This window comes from Rhizobium sp. BK379 (genome assembly GCF_014193955.1).
In the GTDB taxonomy this organism is placed as follows: domain Bacteria; phylum Pseudomonadota; class Alphaproteobacteria; order Rhizobiales; family Rhizobiaceae; genus Rhizobium.
Genome location: NZ_JACIAD010000001.1, coordinates 1,831,833 through 1,850,409 on the forward strand (window position 1 = coordinate 1,831,833; position 18,577 = coordinate 1,850,409).

Consider the following 18,577-nt stretch of genomic DNA (forward strand, 5'->3'; position numbering starts at 1 on the left):
ATCAGTAAATCTGATCGAAGCGCTGCAGTTAGCCTATGACAGGGCTTCGAAATCCACGCCATTGAGTTGCCTGATTTGACCCTGAGAGCTGTCGGCGCTTCCATCACCTTTCCATTCGAGAACGCCGTGAACAAATCTCAGAAACTTCTCGCAGCACTTGCCACCCTCATATTGTCGACGCAGGCTGCCCATGCCGCGTCCGCCCCGGAAAATTTCCTCTATATGGGGGCCGGCGACCTCGCAGCTGCAAAGGCGACACTCGCCCGGCCCGATATCGGTGGCGTACAGGTCGTCTATGCCTGGAAGAACCTGGAAACGGCAAAAGGTCAGTATGATTTTTCGGCAATCGAACAGGACCTGGCCATCGCCAAAAGCCTGAACAAGAAGATGTTCATCCAGGTGCAGGATCGCTTCTTCAATCCGAAGGCGCGCAACATCCCTGACTATATGCTGACCGAACCGGAATATGATGGCGGCCTGACCCCGCAATTCGACAATCCCGGCGAAAACAAGCCGGTGGGTTCCGGCTGGGTCGCCCAGCAATGGAACCCGGCCGTTCGAACTCGCTATCAGGCTCTGTTGCAGGCACTTGCCGAAAAGTTCGACGGCCAGGTCTATGGCATCAACCTGCCGGAAACCTCCATCGATCTCGACCCGAAGCATGAACCGAAGGGCTTCTCCTGCGACGCCTATTTCTCGGCCGAGATGGAAAACCTCGCCTTCGCCCGCAAGGCCTTCGAAAAGTCCTTGGTCGTGCAATATGTGAACTTCTGGCCCTGCGAATGGGAGAATGACCATAATTACATGGGCCGCCTCTTCGATTTTGCGGCGAAGAACAATGTCGGCCTCGGTGGCCCTGACATCGTACCGAACCGCAAGGCGCAGATGAAGAATTCCTACCCCTTCTTCAACAAGTACAAGGGCAAGCTCTCCTATGTCGGCCTCGCCGTGCAGGAGCCGACGCTGACCTACAGGAACCCCGCGACCAGGAAGCCCTTCACCAAGGAAGAGTTCACTGCCTTCGCAGAGGACTATCTCGGCGCCGACGTGATCTTCTGGAGCACGGCAACGCCCTGGCTGAAGAAATGACGATAACAGGCAGGCGGTCACCAAGCCGCCTGCCACCGCCCCTAGGGCTTAGCCGCCCCACGCCGAATTGCGGATCACGCTGCAGAAATTACCCCTGTGGAAATGCGGTTCCTTGTCGGCTATCACATCCGCCTTCACATTGCCGAAGGTCGTTTCCGGCTTGTGCTTGATGCCGTCATAGAAAGTCTGGATGATATCCTCCTTGAAATGCGGCGTGCGCGGATGGGCGTGCACCACCGCTTCGCGATCGGCATCACCGAAGCCGTGATAGTCGATGCCGAGCACATCCATCTCCACACCTGCCGTCACCAGGGCCACGACCGGATGCATATGCTTCGGAATACCGGCTGTCGTATGCAGCGCGATTGCCGTCCAGACGGTGTCGATATTGGCCTGCGAGATGCCGTAGCTTTTCAGGAAGTCACGAGCGGCATTGGCGCCGTCGACCTCGAAACGCTCATGCTCCGAACTATGCTGGTGTGTCAGCCCCATGTCATGGAACATGGCGCCGGCATAAAGCAGTTCCGGGTCAAAATTCAGCCCGCGGCGTTGGCCCGAGAGCGCACCGAAATAATAGACCCGGCTGGAATGATGAAAGAGCAGCGGCGATTCCGTGTCCCTGACAAGTTCGGTAATGTCGCGTGCCAGCTTGCTGTCGGGAATGCTGATGCCGCCGATCGTCAATGTCATCGTCTTTCTCCTTGATGGTGGATGCCAAGGAGCGTAAAAGCGGCTGGATATGTCAGCAATCGACGCTATCCGTCATTTTCTGCCAAAACCATTCCGCTGCGGACATGAGGCCGTCAGATGAAGCCCAGGACCATCGCCATCCTTGCCGTTCCCGGCGTTCAGCTTCTGGACGTTTCCGGTCCGCTCGATGTTTTCGCCGAAGCCAATCTGCAGAGTGGCAGGCAAGTCTATCGCCCCGTCGTCATCGCCACCACGCACGGCCATATCCGCAGTTCCTCCGGCATCCGCCTGATCGCCGACTATACGATCGAGGACGAGACCGGCCCGCTCGATACTCTGCTTGTTGCAGGCTGCCCCAATGCGGCTGAAATCGAGCATGATGCAAAGCTGCTGGCATGGCTCGGCAAGGCCGGACCCGGCGCCCGCCGTTACGGCTCGGTCTGCAGCGGCGCATTCCTGCTCGCAGCCGCCGGCCTGCTGGAGGGCCGGCGGGTAACCACGCACTGGGCCGTCGCAGAGAGGTTGAGACAGGCCTATCCCGCCGTGATGGTAGAGGAGGACGCGATCCATGTGGCCGACAGAGAGTTGAGGACCGCTGCCGGCGTCACAGCGGGACTGGATCTTGCCCTCTCCCTTGTCGAAGAGGACCTCGGCCGTGACGTGGCGATGCGTATTGCAGCCCAGCTCGTCATGTTCTTCAAGCGCCCCGGTGGCCAGATGCAGTTCAGCCGCAAGGGCGAAGCTGCTCCTGCCGGACGCTCGGCCCTTCAGGAAGTACAGCGCTGGATCGCCGCCAATCCCGCTGCCGACCATAGCGTCGCAGAACTCGCCCGCCGGATGGAACTCAGCCCGCGGCATTTCGCCCGGCTCTTCCGCGACGAGGTTGGCATGACGCCGGCAGCCTGGGTCGAATCCACCCGCATCGCCGCCGCCCGCCGGTTGCTCGAAAGCGGCCATGCGCCGAAACAGGTAGCCGGCGAATGCGGCTTTGCCGATGACGACACCTTGCGCCGCGCCTTCACGCGCCATCTCGGCGTCACGCCTGCGGAATACCGCAAGCAATATGCACACATGAGCCCGGTGAGTTGAGCGATCAGAGCTCGCTCAACGTCCGCTTCACCGCATTCCTCCAGCCCCTGAGCTTTACGGCACGGGTCTTCTCGTCCATCGAAGGTTCGAAGCGCCGGTCACGCTTCCAGGTCGCGGAAAACTTCTCCCTGTCCGGCCACACCCCGGCTCTGCTGCCGGCCAGCCAGGCAGCGCCCAGCGCCGTCGTCTCCAGAATGACGGGGCGGTCGACCGGTGCTTCAAGCAGGTCGGAGAGACGCTGCATCGTCCAGTCGGAAGCCACCATGCCGCCATCGACACGCAGCACCGTGTCGTCTGTGCCGTTCTTCCAGTCCTTTTGCATCGCCTCCAGGAGATCGCGCGTCTGGTAACAAACAGCCTCCAGCGCCGCCCTCGAAAGCTCGGCCGGGCCGCTATTGCGGGTCAGGCCGTAAATCGCGCCGCGCGCCTTGGCATCCCAATGCGGCGCACCGAGGCCGGTAAAGGCGGGTACGAGATAGACCTCCTGTGTCGGATCGGCTTTCTCTGCCAGGCCATTGGTATCGGATGCCCTGTCGATGATGCCAAGGCCGTCGCGCAGCCATTGGACCGCCGCGCCGGCAATGAAGATCGAGCCCTCCAGCGCATAGGTCGTCTCGCCGTCAAGGCGATAGGCGATGGTCGTCAGCAATCGGTTCTTCGATCGCACCATATCGCTGCCGGTATTCAGAAGCGCGAAGCAGCCGGTGCCATAGGTCGATTTCAGCATGCCTGGCTCGAAGCAGGCCTGACCGATGGTCGCCGCCTGCTGGTCGCCGGCAACGCCGAGGATGGGGATCGCGGCACCAAACAGCTCGGGATCGACGATGCCGAAATCATCGGCACAATCCTTCACTTCCGGTAGCATGGCGGCCGGTACGCGCAGGATGTCGAGCAGATCCTCGTCCCATTCGTTGGTGGCGATATTGAACATCAGCGTGCGCGAGGCATTGGTCGCGTCGGTCACGAAGCTCTTGCCGCCCGTCAGCCGCCAGATGAGGAACGTGTCGATCGTGCCGAAGCAGAGGTCGCCGCGCGCTGCTCTCGCCCGCGCGCCCTTCACGTTTGCAAGCATCCAAGAGAGCTTGGTGCCCGAGAAATAGGGATCGAGAATGAGCCCGGTCTTCTTCGTGAAGGTGCGCTCCAGATCCTGCCGCTTCAGATTGTCGCAATAGCTTGCCGTGCGCCGGTCCTGCCAGACGATGGCATTCTGGATCGGCTTGCCGCTCTCGCGCTCCCAGACGACGACGGTCTCGCGTTGGTTGGTGATGCCGAGTGCTGCAATATCCTTTGCCGTCACCTTGGCTTCGCGCAGCGCCATATGGACGGTGGAAACGACCGAATCCCAGATTTCCTCGGGATCATGTTCCACCCAGCCGGAGCGCGGATAGAACTGCGTGAATTCCTTCTGGCCCATGCCGGCGATCTTCATGTCGCCATCGAAGACGATCGCCCGCGTCGAGGTCGTTCCCTGATCGACCGCCAGAACATATCCACCCATGCGATTCCTCCCGCTGCATGCTGTTGCCGTGGCAAATCAATAGGGCAGGTCCGCCCGGCTTGGAAGGGCGTAACTGGCAGTGGCGCCCTCAACCACTTCCCGATTGCCAGCCCGACGCCTTTGAGCATAACCTCGCTCTAACGCTGCAATGCAGCATCTCATTGTCAGGGAGGAAGTAGCATGAGCAGATCAGTCGTCGTCACCGGGTCCACCAGCGGCATCGGGCTTGCGATTGCCACTGCCTTTGCCGCCAGGGGCGACAACGTCGTCATCAACGGCTTCGGAAAAGAAGATGAAATCAAGGCGATAGTCGAGCGCCTTGAATCATCGTCGAAAGCCAAGGCCCTCTATCACCCGGCCGATATGACGAAGCCATCAGAGATTGCCGATCTGGTCGAAACTGCGGCCAAGACCTTTGGGACAGTCGATGTGCTCGTCAACAATGCCGGGATCCAGCATGTCGAAAAGATCGAGGATTTCCCGATCGAAAAGTGGGATCAGATCATCGCCATCAATCTGTCCAGCTCTTTCCATACGATGCGTGCTGCGATCCCGCTGATGAAGGCGAAAAAACACGGCCGCATCATCAACATCGCTTCGGCGCATGGCCTGGTCGCCTCGCCCTTCAAATCTGCCTATGTAGCGGCGAAGCATGGTATATTGGGTCTGACAAAGACGGCCGCCCTTGAACTCGCCGAATTCGGCGTGACGGTAAATGCGATCTGCCCCGGTTACGTGCTGACCCCGCTGGTCGAAAAACAGATCCCGGATACAGCAAAGGCGCGCGGCATGACGGAGGAGCAGGTCAAGACCGAGGTCATCCTCAAGGCGCAACCGACGCACGAATTCGTCAAGGCCGAGGAGATCGGCGCGCTGGCGCTCTACCTCGCAAGCGAGGAAGCCCGGCAGGTGACCGGCACGCATATCTCGATTGACGGGGGCTGGACGGCGGCATAACGATTTTAGAAAACATCCGGGAATATCATGAACGACAGCATCCGTTTCATCCTCAATGGCGAGGACGTTACTTTGGGCAACGTCCGGCCGACGGAGACTCTTCTCGATTTTCTCCGGCTGAAGCGACGGCTGACAGGCACCAAGGAAGGCTGCGCCGAGGGCGATTGCGGCGCCTGCACCGTGCTGATCGGCCGGCTCATTGACGGCAAGCTCTTCTATGAATCCGTCAATGCCTGCATCCGCTTCATCGGCTCGCTGCACGCGACCCACGTCGTGACGATCGAGCACCTGGCTGCAAAGGATGGCACGCTGCATCCGGTGCAGCAGGCCATGGTCGATTGCCACGGTTCCCAATGCGGCTTCTGCACGCCTGGCTTCGTCATGTCCCTGTACGGGCTCTGGCTCTCCAACGATAAGCCGGATCGTGCCGAGATCGAAAAGGCGCTGCAGGGCAATCTCTGTCGCTGCACCGGCTACGAGCCCATCGTCAAGGCCGCCGAGCAGGTGAGCCTGCAGCGCCCAAGCACGCTTTTCGATCCACTTGAAAAGACCCGCGCCGAAATCATTGCCCGTCTCTGGGCCATGCAGGCATCCGAGACGATCTCGATTGCGTCAGAAGAGGGCCGCCTCATTGTGCCCCGCTCTGCCGACGCGCTTGCGCGGGTGCTGGCCGCCGAGCCGACGGCGACCATCGTTGCCGGCTCCACCGATGTCGGCCTCTGGGTGACGAAGCAGATGCGTGAGCTAGATCCCGTCATCTTCATCAATCATCTGACGGAGCTTCAGTCGATCATTGCAGGCGAATACGGCATTACCATCGGCGCCGGCGTCACCTATACCCGTGCGCTTGAGACCATCGCCCGTAAGATACCCGCCTTTGCCCGCCTCATAACACGCATCGGCGGCGATCAGGTGCGCAACATGGGCACCATCGGCGGCAACATCGCCAACGGCTCGCCGATCGGCGACAGCCCGCCGCCCCTCATCGCGCTCGGCGCACAACTGACGCTGCGCTCGATCGAAGGTGTGCGCAGGCTGCCGCTCGAGGACTACTTCATCGCCTATGGCAAACAGGATCGGAAACCGGGCGAATTCGTCGAGAGCGTCTTCGTGCCCTACCCGGTCGCAGACGCCAAGTTCGCCGCCTACAAGATCAGCAAACGCCGAGACGAGGATATTACCGCCGTGCTCGGTGCCTTCTATCTGGTGCTGGACGAGGCCGAGCGCGTCACCGAGATCCATATTGCCTTTGGCGGCATGGCGGCAACACCGAAGCGCGCCCGCAGCGTCGAGGCCGAGCTGATCGGCAAGCCCTGGCGCGAAGCGACCATCGAGGCTGCACGCCCTGCCTTTGACGCCGACTTCCAGCCGCTGACGGACTGGCGCGCCACAGCGGAATATCGCCAACTGACAGCCAAGAACCTGCTGACGCGGTTTTACCTCGAAACGGTCGGTGCGCCCGCCGAGCTGAAGCGGTTCGAGGAGGTGGCGTAATGGACAAGTCCACCTTCGAGGATCGCAAGCTCATCAACGGCCAGATGCATGTCTCGCTACGCCATGATTCAGCGCATAAGCATGTCACCGGAAGTGCCGATTATATCGACGATATTCCAGAACCCGCAGATCTCCTGCATGGCGCGCTCGGAATGTCTGACCGCGCCCATGCCGAGATCCTCTCGATAGATCTCTCCGAGGTCGCGGCCTGCCCCGGCGTCGTCTGGGTCTTCACCGGCAAGGACATTCCCGGCGTCAACGACGTCAGCTCGAACGGCAGCCACGATGAGCCGCTGCTTGCCGAAACCAAGGTCGAATTCCACGGCCAGCCGATCTTTGCGGTGATCGCGCAAACCCGCGAGATCGCGCGGCGCGCAGCGCGCAAGGCGAAGATCGAATATCGCGATCTCCCCCATTGGAGCGACATCGACGGCGCCATTGAAAATGGCAGCCCGCTCGTCATAACCCCGATGACGCTGCAGCGTGGCGAAGCGAAAGCGGAAATGGAAAATGCTCCGCGCCGGCTGAAGGGCCAGATGCGCATCGGCGGCCAGGAGCATTTCTACCTTGAGAGCCATATTGCCATGGCGATCCCTGGTGAGGACGATGAGGTCGCCGTCTGGTCCTCTACCCAGCATCCGAGCGAAATTCAGCATATCGTCGGGCATGTGCTGAACATTCCCTCGAACGCCGTCACCGTCAACGTGCGCCGCATGGGCGGTGGCTTCGGCGGCAAGGAAACGCAAGGCAATCAATTCGCAGCGTTGGCCGCAGTGGCAGCCAAGAAGCTGAAGCGCGCCATCAAGTTTCGCCCGGACCGTGACGAGGACATGAGCGCCACCGGCAAGCGGCACGACTTTCGTGTCGACTATGAACTTGGTTTCGATGAAGAAGGCCGGATCCACGCGGTCGACGCCACCTATTCGGCCCGCTGCGGCTTTTCCTCCGACCTGTCCGGCCCCGTCACCGACCGCGCGCTGTTCCATGCCGATTCCAGCTATTTCTATCCGCATGTGCATCTGATCTCGCAGCCGCTGAAGACCCACACCGTCTCCAACACCGCGTTTCGCGGTTTCGGCGGCCCGCAGGGCATGCTCGGCGCCGAGCGCTTCATCGAAGAGATCGCCTATGCCGTCGGCAAGGACCCGCTCGATATCCGCAAGCTGAATTTCTACGGCCAGCCGGGCTCGGGGCGCACGACCACGCCCTATCATCAGGAGGTCGAGGACAACATCATCGCCCGCGTCGTCGAGGAACTCGAAGACAGCGCCGACTACCGTGCCCGGCGCAACGCCATCGTCGCCTTCAATCGCGACAACCGCTATATCCGCAAGGGCATTGCGCTGACGCCAGTGAAATTCGGCATCTCCTTCACCATGACCGCCTTCAACCAGGCCGGCGCCCTCGTCCATATCTATCAGGATGGCTCGATCCATCTGAACCATGGCGGCACGGAAATGGGCCAGGGCCTCTACACCAAGGTGGCACAGGTTCTGGCCGACAGCTTCCAGGTCGATATAGACCGCGTGAAGATCACGGCGACCACGACGGGCAAGGTGCCGAACACATCGGCGACCGCCGCCTCCTCTGGTTCGGACCTGAACGGCATGGCCGCCTATGATGCGGCCCGCCAGCTTAGGGAACGGCTGGTCGCGTTCGCAGCGGAGAAATGGGAAGTGCCGGTCTCGGAGGTCATCTTCCTGCCGAACCGCCTGCGGGTCGGCGAGATCGAAATCCCCTTCCCTGATTTCATCAAGCAGGCCTATTTCGCCCGTGTTCAGCTGTCGGCCGCCGGCTTCTACAAGACGCCGAAGATCCATTGGGACCGCAAGGCCGGCCGCGGCACGCCGTTCTATTATTTCGCCTATGGCGCCGCCTGCACCGAGGTCACGATCGACACGCTGACCGGCGAATATCTGATCGACCGCACCGATATCCTCCACGATGTCGGCCGTTCGCTGAACCCGGCAATCGATATCGGCCAGGTCGAGGGCGCCTTCGTCCAGGGCATGGGCTGGCTGACGACCGAGGAACTCTGGTGGGATGACAAGGGCCGCCTGCGCACGCACGCCCCCTCCACCTACAAGATCCCGCTCGCCTCCGACCGGCCGAAGATCTTCAACGTGCGCCTCGCCGAATGGTCCGAGAATGCGGAAGCCACGATCGGCCGTTCCAAGGCCGTCGGCGAACCGCCCTTCATGCTGGCGATCTCCGTGCTGGAAGCGCTCTCCATGGCCGTCGCCAGCGTCGCCAACTACCGCGTCTGCCCCCATCTCGATGCCCCCGCAACGCCCGAACGCGTGCTGATGGCGGTCGAGAGGATGAAGAGGGTGTAGCCATGACCCGGCGCGAAATCCTTTCCGGTTTTGTGCCCGGCAGCGACTTCCGCGCCTTTCTGACCCTCCAGCCCGATGTGATCCTTGTCGAAATAACTGGCACGCAGGGCTCGACACCGCGCGAGGCCGGCGCCTTCATGCTGGTTTCGGGCAGCAGCCTCTGGGGCACGATCGGAGGCGGCCAGTTCGAATTCATGGCGATCGGCAATGCCCGCGACCTGCTCGCCGGCACTGGCGGTACTGACACCATGGATATTCCGCTCGGCCCCGAAATCGGCCAGTGCTGCGGCGGCCGCACGCAACTGCGCTTCCGGCCTGTAACGGATGCAGTCAGGAACGAGCTGGAGAAAAAGCGGGAAAGCGAAGCCGAACAGCTGCCGGAAGTCTATGTCTTCGGTGCCGGCCATGTCGGCCGTGCGCTTGCCGCGGCACTCGCGCCGCTGCCGCTTTCGGTCACCGTCATCGAGACCCGGAAAGACGAACTCGCCAATCTTCCGGTCTCGACAAAAAGCCTGTTGGTGCCGATGCCCGAGGCATTGGTGAAGGACATGCCTGCAGGTGCGGCACTCGTCATTCTCACCCATGACCATGCGCTGGATTTTCTGATCGCGCGGGAAGCACTCGCCCGCGCAGACTTTGCCTATACTGGCATGATCGGCTCAGCCACCAAGCGGGCGACCTTCGCGAACTGGCTTTCCCGCGAGGCAGGCGGCGAACGCTCCTGGCTCGATCGCCTTACACTGCCGATCGGCGGATCGGCAGTGAAGGACAAGCGCCCTCACGTCATCGCCGCCATGACGGCCGCCGAGATCCTGACCGCACTGGCCTCCTACCGCGACCGATCGTCCTCGTAGTGCGGATCGCGTCCGTCCAGGAAACCGAGATCGCGCTTGATGCGATCGGGCATGGCATCCATATCCAGCCGCGGTATCCGGCTGCCGATTCCGCCGGCCAGCCGGCGAATGACGGTGGTGATTAGCGCCTCTCTTGCTGGAGTACGGCTGTCGTCGATAGCTTGGCAATCCATGACATCACCTCGATGGCTTGATGAGATGATTGCAGTTTGCCGGGAAAAATGCTGCAATTCCAATCGAACAACCGTCTGCATCCATAAAGAGAACTTATTCATGAAACTGTCGAAACAGTTCCCGCTGAATGCGCTGCGCGTCTTCGAAGCCGTGGCCCGGCTCGGCAGCTTCACCAGGGCCGGGGATGAACTCGGCATGACGCAGACGGCCGTCAGCTACCAGATCAAACTTCTGGAAGAGAATATCGGTGAGCCCCTCTTCCTTCGCCGCCCGCGTCAGATCGAGCTGACCGAAGCAGGCGAACACCTGGCGCCGAGGGTCTCGGATGCATTCAACATCCTGATCGAAGCCATGGCCTCGATGCGCAAGACGACGGAGGAAACGCTGACGATCCATTCGACGGCGACTTTCGCCCAGCAATGGCTGTCGCGCTATATCGGTTCCTTCCAGCTGCAATACCCCAATATTGCCGTCAGGCTGGTCACCTCGGGCAATATCGTCGATTTCCAGAAAGAGGCCGCAGATGTAGCGATCCGCTGGGGTCGCGGCGACTGGCCGGGGCTCATCAGCCACCGGCTGATGAAGCTCGACTATTCCCCCATGCTGAGCCCCAAGCTCGCTGTCGAAATGGGCGGCATTCACGAACCCGCAGATCTCCTGAAACTGTTCCTGATCAGCGCCGGCGATTCCTGGTGGGCGGAATGGTTCGCGGCCGCCGGCGTCAAGGATGCCGATCTCTCCCGGTATCCGAAAAGCGAATTCGGCACCCAGATCCTCGATGCCAGCATCGCGATCGCCGGCGGCGGTGTCGCCATGCTCAATCCCGGCCATTTCCAGGACGATGTCGCGGCCGGCAGGCTTTACCAGCCCTTCGAACTGACCGGCAATGACGGACGCGACTATTGGCTCGCCTATCCAGAAAACAGGCGAAACGTTCCGAAAATAAGAAATTTCCGGAAATGGCTGCTCGAGAAATTCAACGTCGAGCAAGCCTGACTATACAGCGCGTTAAGAAATGCGCATCGCTCAGTATCCCATGTCGGGCGCATAGAAACATCGCGGCGTATCCTCGTTCGGAAACAGGCAGAGATGGTAGTCGCTGTCACCCGAATGCATCGCCTTGGTCATCGGCAGCAGAAAAACATGGTCGCGCGTCACAAGCCGGTGATCGCCGGGCCTTAACGTCAGAAGATAGCCATTGGGAGTAATGGCCACGGTTTTGGACGGGATCATCTGGCAATCGCCGTTATGAGCATCTCCATTGCAACAGTAAGGGTCGTAACTCCAACCCGTAGCGGCGTCGTGGGCCGTCGCAAACGACGCATATGCAATCATCACGCATGTCAGAATGCTGCGCATGGGCATCTTCTCCGTCGATGAATGCGCCGCCAGTGTCGTGCGGTTTCCACCTCGTTCCGGCGGCCCAATATTTAACAACTGTAATTCGATCTGCACATTTCAAGGAACCTTCTGTTCCACGTTGAGGCATTCACGACGGATAAAATGTCGCAGAAATCGGCCGTTTTTTAAGGCACGCGAAACACACGTCTGCTTGGCAGCAGGATGCACAACCAGATTGCCACCTCAAATTGCGCGGATATAAGTATTCTGATGGAAGACCCGCGATATGCTTTTGGCCGTTTCATGCTCGACCCCGCCAGCGGCATTCTGCGGCGGGATGGGCAGCCAGTCCCGCTCGGCCAGCGCGCAATCGCTCTGCTCACGGCACTGCTGGATGCGGACGGCAGACCGGTCGGAAAGGATGCCTTGATCGAAGCGGGCTGGCCGGGACTGATGGTCGAGGAAGGCAATCTTTCCGTACAGATCGCGCATCTGCGCAAGGCGCTCGGGCAGCGACCCGACGGGCAGGAATGGATCGTCACGCTGCCACGCCTCGGTTATCGCCTCTTCAGGAGCCAGACGCCGACCTCTGATATCGGCGACGACATATTCCCGTCTCTCGCGATACTGCCTTTCGAAAATCTCAGCGGCGACCCCGAGCAGCAATATTTTGCCGATGGGGTTGTTGACGATGTCATCACCGCGCTCAGCCGCTTCAGGTCCTTTGCGGTCATTGCCCGCAATACCAGCTTCGTCTATCGCGGCATGGGTGACGTCAGGAAGATCGCCGGAGAACTCGGCGTCAAATATGTGCTGGAAGGAAGCCTGCGCAAATCCGGCAACAGATTACGCATCTATGCCCGGCTGGTGGATGCCGCCGCCAATATGCAGCTCTGGGCGCAAAGCTTTGACGGCGATCTCGAAGATGTCTTCGAGTTTCAGGACCGCATTACCGAATCCGTCGCCATAGGGATCGAGCCCCATGTCCAGCGCGCCGAACTGGAACACGCACGGCGGGAACGGCCCGGCAGCATCTCCGTCTATGATATCTGCCTGCAGGTCCTGCCGAAGATTCTTGCCGAGACCTCCAGGCAGAATGCAGAAGCCCATGCTCTGTTGACCGAGGCGCTCGAACGCGAGCCGGATAATGCCCGCATTCTGGCGCTCGCCTCCTATACTCTCGAACATCGCAGAACGATGGGCTGGCCGCCCTTTGGGCCGGATGATGCAGAAAAATGTGTCGCGCTCGCGCGCCGGGGCATCGAACTGGCCAGAGGCGACGCCACGATCATGGCCACCTGCGGCATGTCGCTCATTCAGGTCGGGCGCGAATATGATTGGGGTCTGGCAATCATGCAGGCCGCCGTCGATCTCAATCCCAACAGTCTGAGCGTTGTCGTAAGAGCCGGAATTGCCCACGTTCATTGCGGCAATCTTGATCGGGGGCAGCAATATCTCACGCGTGCCCACCGGCTGAGCCCGCTTGATCCCTACGCCCACATCACCTTCTGCGGCCTCGCCGATATCGAGATGATCCGCGGCAATTATGAGCAATCGCTTCTGTGGGCATCGCGTTCACTGGCATTGAACCCGAATTTCGATCCGACGGTCTGGATCCTGATCACCGACAATATGAACCTCGGTCGTGTCGAAGAGGCCAAACGCTTCCTGCAACATCTGTTGCGCATCGCGCCCGATAGCACGCTGGCAAGCATCGCGGCCGGGCAGGCGACCAAAATTCCCGAACGCCGGGCCCTTGTCCTGGAGGGTCTACGCAGCGCCGGCCTGCCGGAGGCTTAGGGACGCTTCGGAATTTTTTGGATCTTTTAGGGGGTCGCTAAAGGACCCTGCGCACGCCCGCGAAGCAATCTCCTCTTACCGCGCAGGGAGCGCGGCACTTTGGGAGGTTTCGATGTTATCGCCCTTGATGATACTGTCACTCGATCAGGGCAGGCCCGCCCCTGCACCACGATCCGTCGGCCAATTCGATGCCCGCCTGCTGGAGGACATTGCCGACTGCATCGCCGAGCCAGAGGTTCGAGCCTCAGCCGATCCGAAGATTGCAGGAATGATTGCCTTCATCCGCAAAAGCTTGCGAAATTGGCCAGCGCTCCCCGGGTATGGGATTTTGCTTCGTCCGGCTCAGCCGCACCGGCCGAAACCGTAGATCAGTGTTTCTTCTGCTGCTGTTCGGCAGCGGCAACCCGGTTCAGCATCGCCACCATCTTGGTCTTGATCGATCCGTAAGTGCCGAGTTCGAAATTGCAGCTGAAGCAAGTGATGATGTCGCTGTCGATCGGCTGCGGGCGCGGAAATTTCATGCGCGTGTTGCGGCACTTCGGGCAAGGGACTTCGATCTGCATGTTTCAGCGGCTCCTTATTAGCTTCGTTGCGATGCCTTAGCACATATGCCGCACCCGGCAAGCTCTTACTGCAACGTCCACTGCGGCAAGAAACCCCAAGTTCCCCCTTTCCTCCCGCTTGAATTTCTCGCAATCTCACGAGTCGGGAAGAAGAACAGGGGAACTGAATGTATGAGTATGCAATAGCCTGGGAATGGCTGGCCTTTGCGGCGCGATGGTTCCACGTCGTTACCGCGATCGCCTGGATCGGATCGTCCTTCTATTTTATCGCTCTCGACCTCGGCCTGGTGAAGCGCCCGCATCTGCCAGCCGGAGTTCACGGCGAGGAATGGCAGGTCCATGGCGGCGGCTTCTATCACATCCAGAAATATCTGGTGGCGCCGGCCGAGATGCCGGAACACCTGACCTGGTTCAAATATGAGAGCTATTTCACCTGGCTCTCGGGCTTCCTGATGCTCTGCATCGTCTATTACGGCGGCGCCGACCTCTTCCTGATCGATCGCCACGTGCTGGATATTTCCAAGCCGGCCGCCATCCTGATCTCGCTCGCATCGCTCGGCTTCGGCTGGATCGTCTACGACCTGCTCTGCAAGTCGCCGCTCGGAAAGAACACCTGGGGCCTGATGGCGGTGCTCTATGTCGTGCTGGTCTTCATGGCCTGGGGCTATACCCAGGTCTTCACCGGCCGTGCCGCCTTCCTGCATCTCGGCGCCTTCACCGCCACGATCATGTCGGCCAACGTCTTCATGATCATCATTCCCAACCAGAAGATCGTCGTGGCCGACCTGATCGCAGGCCGCACGCCGGATGCCAAATATGGCTATATGGCCAAGCAGCGCTCGCTGCATAACAACTACCTGACGCTGCCTGTCATCTTCTTCATGCTGTCGAACCACTATCCGCTGGCCTTCGGCACCGCCTTCAACTGGGTGATCGCCGCACTGGTGTTCCTGATGGGGGTCACGATACGCCACTGGTTCAACACCACCCATGCCCGCAAGGGACGACCGACCTGGACTTGGATCGTCACAGTCGTGCTCTTCATCCTCATCATGTGGTTGTCGACTGCACCGAAGATCCTGACCGGCGAGGATCAGAGCGCATCCGTGGCACCCGCCTTCCAGCAATTTGCCGGCGATCCACATTTTCCCGCCGTCAAACAGCTGATCGGCACGCGCTGTTCCATGTGTCATGCGGCAGAGCCGGTCTATGAAGGTATCGCCCGGCCGCCGAAGGGCGTAATCTTGGAAAATGACGCAGAAATCGCTGCGCACGCCCGCGAAATCTATATACAGGCGGGCCGCAGCCATGCCATGCCGCCGGGGAACGTGACCGACATTACACCGGATGAGCGCAAGCTGCTCGTCGCCTGGTTCGAAAGCGCAGTCGAAGGCAAACAAGAATGACCATGACACTCCTGCGCGGGCGCCTGCTCTCCTTCCGCCGCGCTCCGCTCAGCCTCGCCGATAGCGAGAGCTATTTCTACGAGACAGACGGCGGTCTGTTGATCGAGAATGGCATCATCGCTGCTATCGGCGCCTATGCTGACGTCAAGGCCAAGGCGCCTGCCGAGGTCGCCGAAATCGATCACCGTCCGCATCTGATCATGCCCGGCCTCATCGACATGCATCTGCATTTCCCGCAGATGCAGGTGATCGCTTCCTATGCCGCAAACCTTCTGGAATGGCTGAATACCTACACATTCCCCGAGGAATGCCGCTTCGTCGAAAGCGCCCATGCCGAGAAGATTGCCACGCATTTCTACGACGAACTGATCCGTCACGGCACGACGACGGCCGTTGCCTATTGCTCTGTGCACAAGACCTCGGCGGATGCCTTTTTTGCGGAAGCCATGCGCCGAAACATGCGCATGGTCGGCGGCAAGGTGATGATGGACCGCAATGCGCCGCAAGGCCTGCTCGATACGCCTGAGATGGGCTACGACGAGACCCGGCAGGTGATCGCCGACTGGCACGGCAGGGGCCGCAACCACGTTGCCATCACGCCGCGCTTCGCAATCACCTCGACGCCGGAGCAGATGGAGGCGACGGCAGCGCTTGCCCGCGAGTTTCCCGATCTGCACATCCAGACGCATCTGTCGGAAAACCACGACGAGATCAAGTTCACCTGCGAACTCTATCCTGATGCGGCCGACTACACCGATATCTATGCCCGCTATGGCCTGCTCGGACCGAAGAGCCTCTTCGGCCACGCCATCCATCTTTCAGACCGTGAGGCCGATGCCATGAGCGAGGCCGGAGCGGTCGCCGTCCATTGCCCGACCTCCAACCTTTTCCTCGGCTCCGGCCTCTTCCCGCTGAAGGCGCTCGCCCGCCGCGAGAAGCCCGTTCGCATCGGCGTTGCCACCGATATCGGCGGTGGTTCCAGCTATTCCATGCTGCGGACCATGGACGAAGCCTATAAGATCCAGCAGCTTCTCGGCGAACGGCTGAACCCACTCGACAGCTACTATTACATGACCCTCGGCAATGCCGAGGCGCTATCTTTGGCGGACAGGATCGGCACGCTGGAGCCGGGCTCGGACGCCGACCTGGTCGTTCTCAACGCGGCCGCAACACCGGCCATGGCCCTGAAAATGGATGTCGTAAAGACGCTTTCGGAGGAACTGTTCCTGCTGCAGACCATGGGTGACGACCGCGCCGTTGCGGAAACTTACGTCGCGGGCGTCGCGATGAAAAGCGGGCTCTAGCAGGGCGGTGGCCTGACGGCAAAATCCTCTGAAATCAAATACCAAAGGCTGAACAAGCGTGGTATTCGACCACGTCTCAGATGTGAAAGTTCGCTCATGACCAAGCCGCTGACCATCGCCGATCTCAAGAAAATGGCTCAGCGCCGCGTTCCGAAGATGTTCTTCGACTACGCGGATTCCGGCGCCTGGACGGAATCGACCTACGCCGCCAACGAAGCCGATTTTCGCGATATCAAACTGCGCCAGCGCGTGCTGGTCGACATCACCAACCGCACGCTTGAAACCACGATGATCGGCCAGAAGGTGTCGATGCCGGTGGCCCTTGCCCCGACGGGCATGACCGGCATGCAGCATGCCGATGGCGAGATGCTGGCGGCGCGCGCGGCGGAAGAATTCGGCGTGCCCTTCACACTCTCGACCATGAGCATCTGCTCCATCGAGGATGTCGCCTCCGTCACGACGAAGCCGTTCTGGTTTCAGCTTTATGTCATGCGCGACAGAGGCTTCGTGCTCGATCTCATCAACCGCGCCAAGGCCGCCAAATGCTCTGCGCTGGTGCTGACCGCCGACCTGCAGATTATCGGCCAGCGCCACAAGGACCTGCGCAACGGCCTCTCGGCACCGCCGAAACTCACGCCGAAACATATCTGGCAGATAGCGACGCGCCCCTTCTGGTGCATGGAGATGATGAAGACGAAGCGCCGCAGCTTCGGCAACATCGTCGGCCACGCCAAGGGCCTCGCCGATCTTCCCTCGATCACAACTTTCGCGAATGAACAATTCGACCCGCAGCTGTCGTGGAGAGATGTCGCCTGGATCAAGGAACAGTGGGGCGGCCCGCTGATCATCAAGGGTATCCTCGATGTCGAGGATGCCAGGCACGCCGCCGAAACCGGCGCCGATGCCATCATCGTTTCCAATCACGGCGGCCGTCAGCTCGATGGCGCCCCCTCTTCGATCAGCATGCTGCCGAAGATCGTCGATGCAGTCGCCGATCGTGTCGAAGTGCATATCGATGGTGGTATCCGCTCCGGTCAGGATGTGCTGAAGGCCGTGGCACTCGGCGCGCGTGGCACCTATATCGGCCGCCCCTTCCTCTATGGCCTCGGCGCCATGGGCAAGGACGGCGTTACGCGGGCGCTCGAGATCATCCGCAAGGAGATGGACATCACCATGGCGCTCTGCGGCAAACGCGACATCAAGGATATCGATTCCTCGATCATTGCCGGCCGGCAGTAAGTTACGGCATCCGGCCCGTCGCGAGTGCCACGGCCCATTCCGGGCGACCATTGGTTCTTGCCAGCGCCGACATGGCCATGTTGTCATAGCGGATATTGCGGAAATGCGCCGTCCATCCACTGGCTAATTTTTCCAGCACCGCGTAACTCGCCATCGCGTGGCCGGTCTCGACCTTGTGTGGATAAGGCTTGTCATCGTCATAGGCCGGGCCGCCGACACTGCCGGGATTGACGACAAGACGACCGCCGGAAAGTGCTGCCATGCGCGGAATATGCGTGTGGCCACACAGGATCAACGGGCTTTTGATGCCTTCCGCCAGCGCCTCGATCTCCGCCTGCGGCCGCAGCACCACGCTGCCATCGGCAACGGCCATATCCAGCCAGTAGAGATTGTCGTCCTCAGGGGTCGCGTGGCAGAGATAGACCTCGTCCCTGTAGATCAGGTCGACCGGCAGCGATCGCAGCCAGTCGAGATGCGCCGCGCCAAGCTGCGCATAGGCCGCGGCATCCGAAATATGCATTTCTTCCGGCTGCTGCTCGATCAGATAGCGGTCGTGGTTGCCGCGCACGGTCGGAATGGAGAGCGACAACAACCGCTCAGCCACCCTGCCTGCCTCCAGCGGACCGCTGAAACAATCGCCGAGATTGACGATGCCAGTAATCCCCTGGGCAGCGATGTCAGCCAGCACGGCTTCAAGCGCAAGGTAGTTTCCATGGATATCGGCGATCGCGGCAAAGCGCATG

17 protein-coding genes are annotated in these 18,577 nt (G+C 60.6%); 11 read left to right on the forward strand and 6 right to left on the reverse strand.

Translation table 11 applies throughout. The features are described from left to right. The first annotated feature begins 126 nt into the window (after positions 1–126). Positions 127–1,089 carry a hypothetical protein gene (locus tag FHT93_RS09345; RefSeq protein ID WP_183847200.1) on the forward strand — a complete coding sequence of 321 codons (963 nt, stop codon included), beginning with the start codon at positions 127–129 and terminating at the stop codon, positions 1,087–1,089. Positions 1,090–1,137: 48 nt separating this feature from the next. Here FHT93_RS09345 and FHT93_RS09350 read toward each other — a convergent pair whose 3' ends face one another. Continuing rightward, the gene (locus FHT93_RS09350; protein WP_183847202.1) at positions 1,138–1,779 is read right to left on the reverse strand and encodes an HD domain-containing protein; all 642 of its coding nucleotides are present in this window, start codon (positions 1,777–1,779) and stop codon (positions 1,138–1,140) included. A gap of 117 nt (positions 1,780–1,896) precedes the next feature. On the opposite strand from FHT93_RS09350, the gene FHT93_RS09355 reads away from it, so the two are divergent. Beyond that, positions 1,897–2,868: a helix-turn-helix domain-containing protein gene (locus FHT93_RS09355; RefSeq protein ID WP_113210801.1), complete on the forward strand. Its 972-nt coding sequence runs from the start codon at positions 1,897–1,899 to the stop codon at positions 2,866–2,868. 4 nt (positions 2,869–2,872) lie between these two features. On the opposite strand, the gene glpK is transcribed toward FHT93_RS09355, so the two are convergent. Continuing rightward, positions 2,873–4,366, reverse strand: coding sequence for a glycerol kinase GlpK (gene glpK, locus FHT93_RS09360; protein ID WP_113210800.1), 1,494 nt, complete (start codon positions 4,364–4,366; stop codon positions 2,873–2,875). A 180-nt stretch (positions 4,367–4,546) separates the two neighbouring features. Here glpK and FHT93_RS09365 point away from each other — a divergent pair, with 180 nt between their 5' ends. Genes FHT93_RS09365 through xdhC form a run of 4 tightly spaced genes read left to right on the forward strand, consistent with a single transcriptional unit; the run spans position 4,547 to position 10,007 of the window. Then, positions 4,547–5,323 carry a 3-hydroxybutyrate dehydrogenase gene (locus tag FHT93_RS09365; protein WP_183847204.1) on the forward strand — a complete coding sequence of 259 codons (777 nt, stop codon included), beginning with the start codon at positions 4,547–4,549 and terminating at the stop codon, positions 5,321–5,323. Positions 5,324–5,350: 27 nt separating this feature from the next. Next, positions 5,351–6,817, forward strand: a complete 1,467-nt coding sequence (gene xdhA / locus FHT93_RS09370; protein ID WP_183847205.1) for a xanthine dehydrogenase small subunit — start codon at positions 5,351–5,353, stop codon at positions 6,815–6,817. Continuing rightward, on the forward strand, positions 6,817–9,153 hold the full coding sequence (xdhB, locus tag FHT93_RS09375; RefSeq protein ID WP_183847207.1) for a xanthine dehydrogenase molybdopterin binding subunit: 2,337 nt from the start codon (positions 6,817–6,819) through the stop codon (positions 9,151–9,153). The genes xdhA and xdhB overlap by 1 nt, the downstream gene beginning before the upstream one ends. 2 nt (positions 9,154–9,155) lie before the next feature. Then, positions 9,156–10,007: a xanthine dehydrogenase accessory protein XdhC gene (gene xdhC / locus FHT93_RS09380; RefSeq protein ID WP_246781568.1), complete on the forward strand. Its 852-nt coding sequence runs from the start codon at positions 9,156–9,158 to the stop codon at positions 10,005–10,007. Here the strand turns inward: xdhC and FHT93_RS09385 are convergent. After that, positions 9,983–10,180, reverse strand: a complete 198-nt coding sequence (locus FHT93_RS09385; RefSeq protein ID WP_183847590.1) for a hypothetical protein — start codon at positions 10,178–10,180, stop codon at positions 9,983–9,985. The genes xdhC and FHT93_RS09385 overlap by 25 nt on opposite strands. A gap of 100 nt (positions 10,181–10,280) precedes the next feature. Here FHT93_RS09385 and FHT93_RS09390 point away from each other — a divergent pair, with 100 nt between their 5' ends. Then, entirely contained in the window at positions 10,281–11,177 is an 897-nt protein-coding gene (locus FHT93_RS09390) for a LysR substrate-binding domain-containing protein (protein WP_183847209.1), read from the forward strand. 30 nt (positions 11,178–11,207) lie between these two features. Here FHT93_RS09390 and FHT93_RS09395 read toward each other — a convergent pair whose 3' ends face one another. Then, complete coding sequence (locus tag FHT93_RS09395; RefSeq protein WP_029868753.1) at positions 11,208–11,540, reverse strand: hypothetical protein; 333 nt, start codon at positions 11,538–11,540, stop codon at positions 11,208–11,210. A gap of 252 nt (positions 11,541–11,792) precedes the next feature. Here FHT93_RS09395 and FHT93_RS09400 point away from each other — a divergent pair, with 252 nt between their 5' ends. Beyond that, a complete protein-coding gene (locus FHT93_RS09400) occupies positions 11,793–13,322 on the forward strand; it encodes a winged helix-turn-helix domain-containing protein (protein ID WP_113016950.1) in 1,530 nt (509 codons plus the stop codon). 368 nt (positions 13,323–13,690) lie between these two features. Here FHT93_RS09400 and FHT93_RS09405 read toward each other — a convergent pair whose 3' ends face one another. Continuing rightward, positions 13,691–13,885, reverse strand: coding sequence for a hypothetical protein (locus FHT93_RS09405; RefSeq protein ID WP_049811456.1), 195 nt, complete (start codon positions 13,883–13,885; stop codon positions 13,691–13,693). A 167-nt stretch (positions 13,886–14,052) separates the two neighbouring features. Here FHT93_RS09405 and FHT93_RS09410 point away from each other — a divergent pair, with 167 nt between their 5' ends. The 3 genes from FHT93_RS09410 to FHT93_RS09420 all read left to right on the forward strand — a co-directional run bounded on the left by FHT93_RS09410 (position 14,053) and on the right by FHT93_RS09420 (position 17,834). Next, positions 14,053–15,291: a urate hydroxylase PuuD gene (locus tag FHT93_RS09410; protein WP_113016949.1), complete on the forward strand. Its 1,239-nt coding sequence runs from the start codon at positions 14,053–14,055 to the stop codon at positions 15,289–15,291. Next, entirely contained in the window at positions 15,288–16,595 is a 1,308-nt protein-coding gene (guaD, locus tag FHT93_RS09415; protein WP_183847211.1) for a guanine deaminase, read from the forward strand. Before FHT93_RS09410 ends, guaD begins: the two co-directional genes overlap by 4 nt. Before the next feature lie 96 nt (positions 16,596–16,691). Then, complete coding sequence (locus FHT93_RS09420; protein ID WP_112972137.1) at positions 16,692–17,834, forward strand: alpha-hydroxy acid oxidase; 1,143 nt, start codon at positions 16,692–16,694, stop codon at positions 17,832–17,834. 1 nt (position 17,835) lies between these two features. Here FHT93_RS09420 and FHT93_RS09425 read toward each other — a convergent pair whose 3' ends face one another. Further along, a complete protein-coding gene (locus tag FHT93_RS09425) occupies positions 17,836–18,576 on the reverse strand; it encodes a metallophosphoesterase family protein (RefSeq protein WP_113117974.1) in 741 nt (246 codons plus the stop codon). Between the last annotated feature and the right edge of the window lies 1 nt (position 18,577).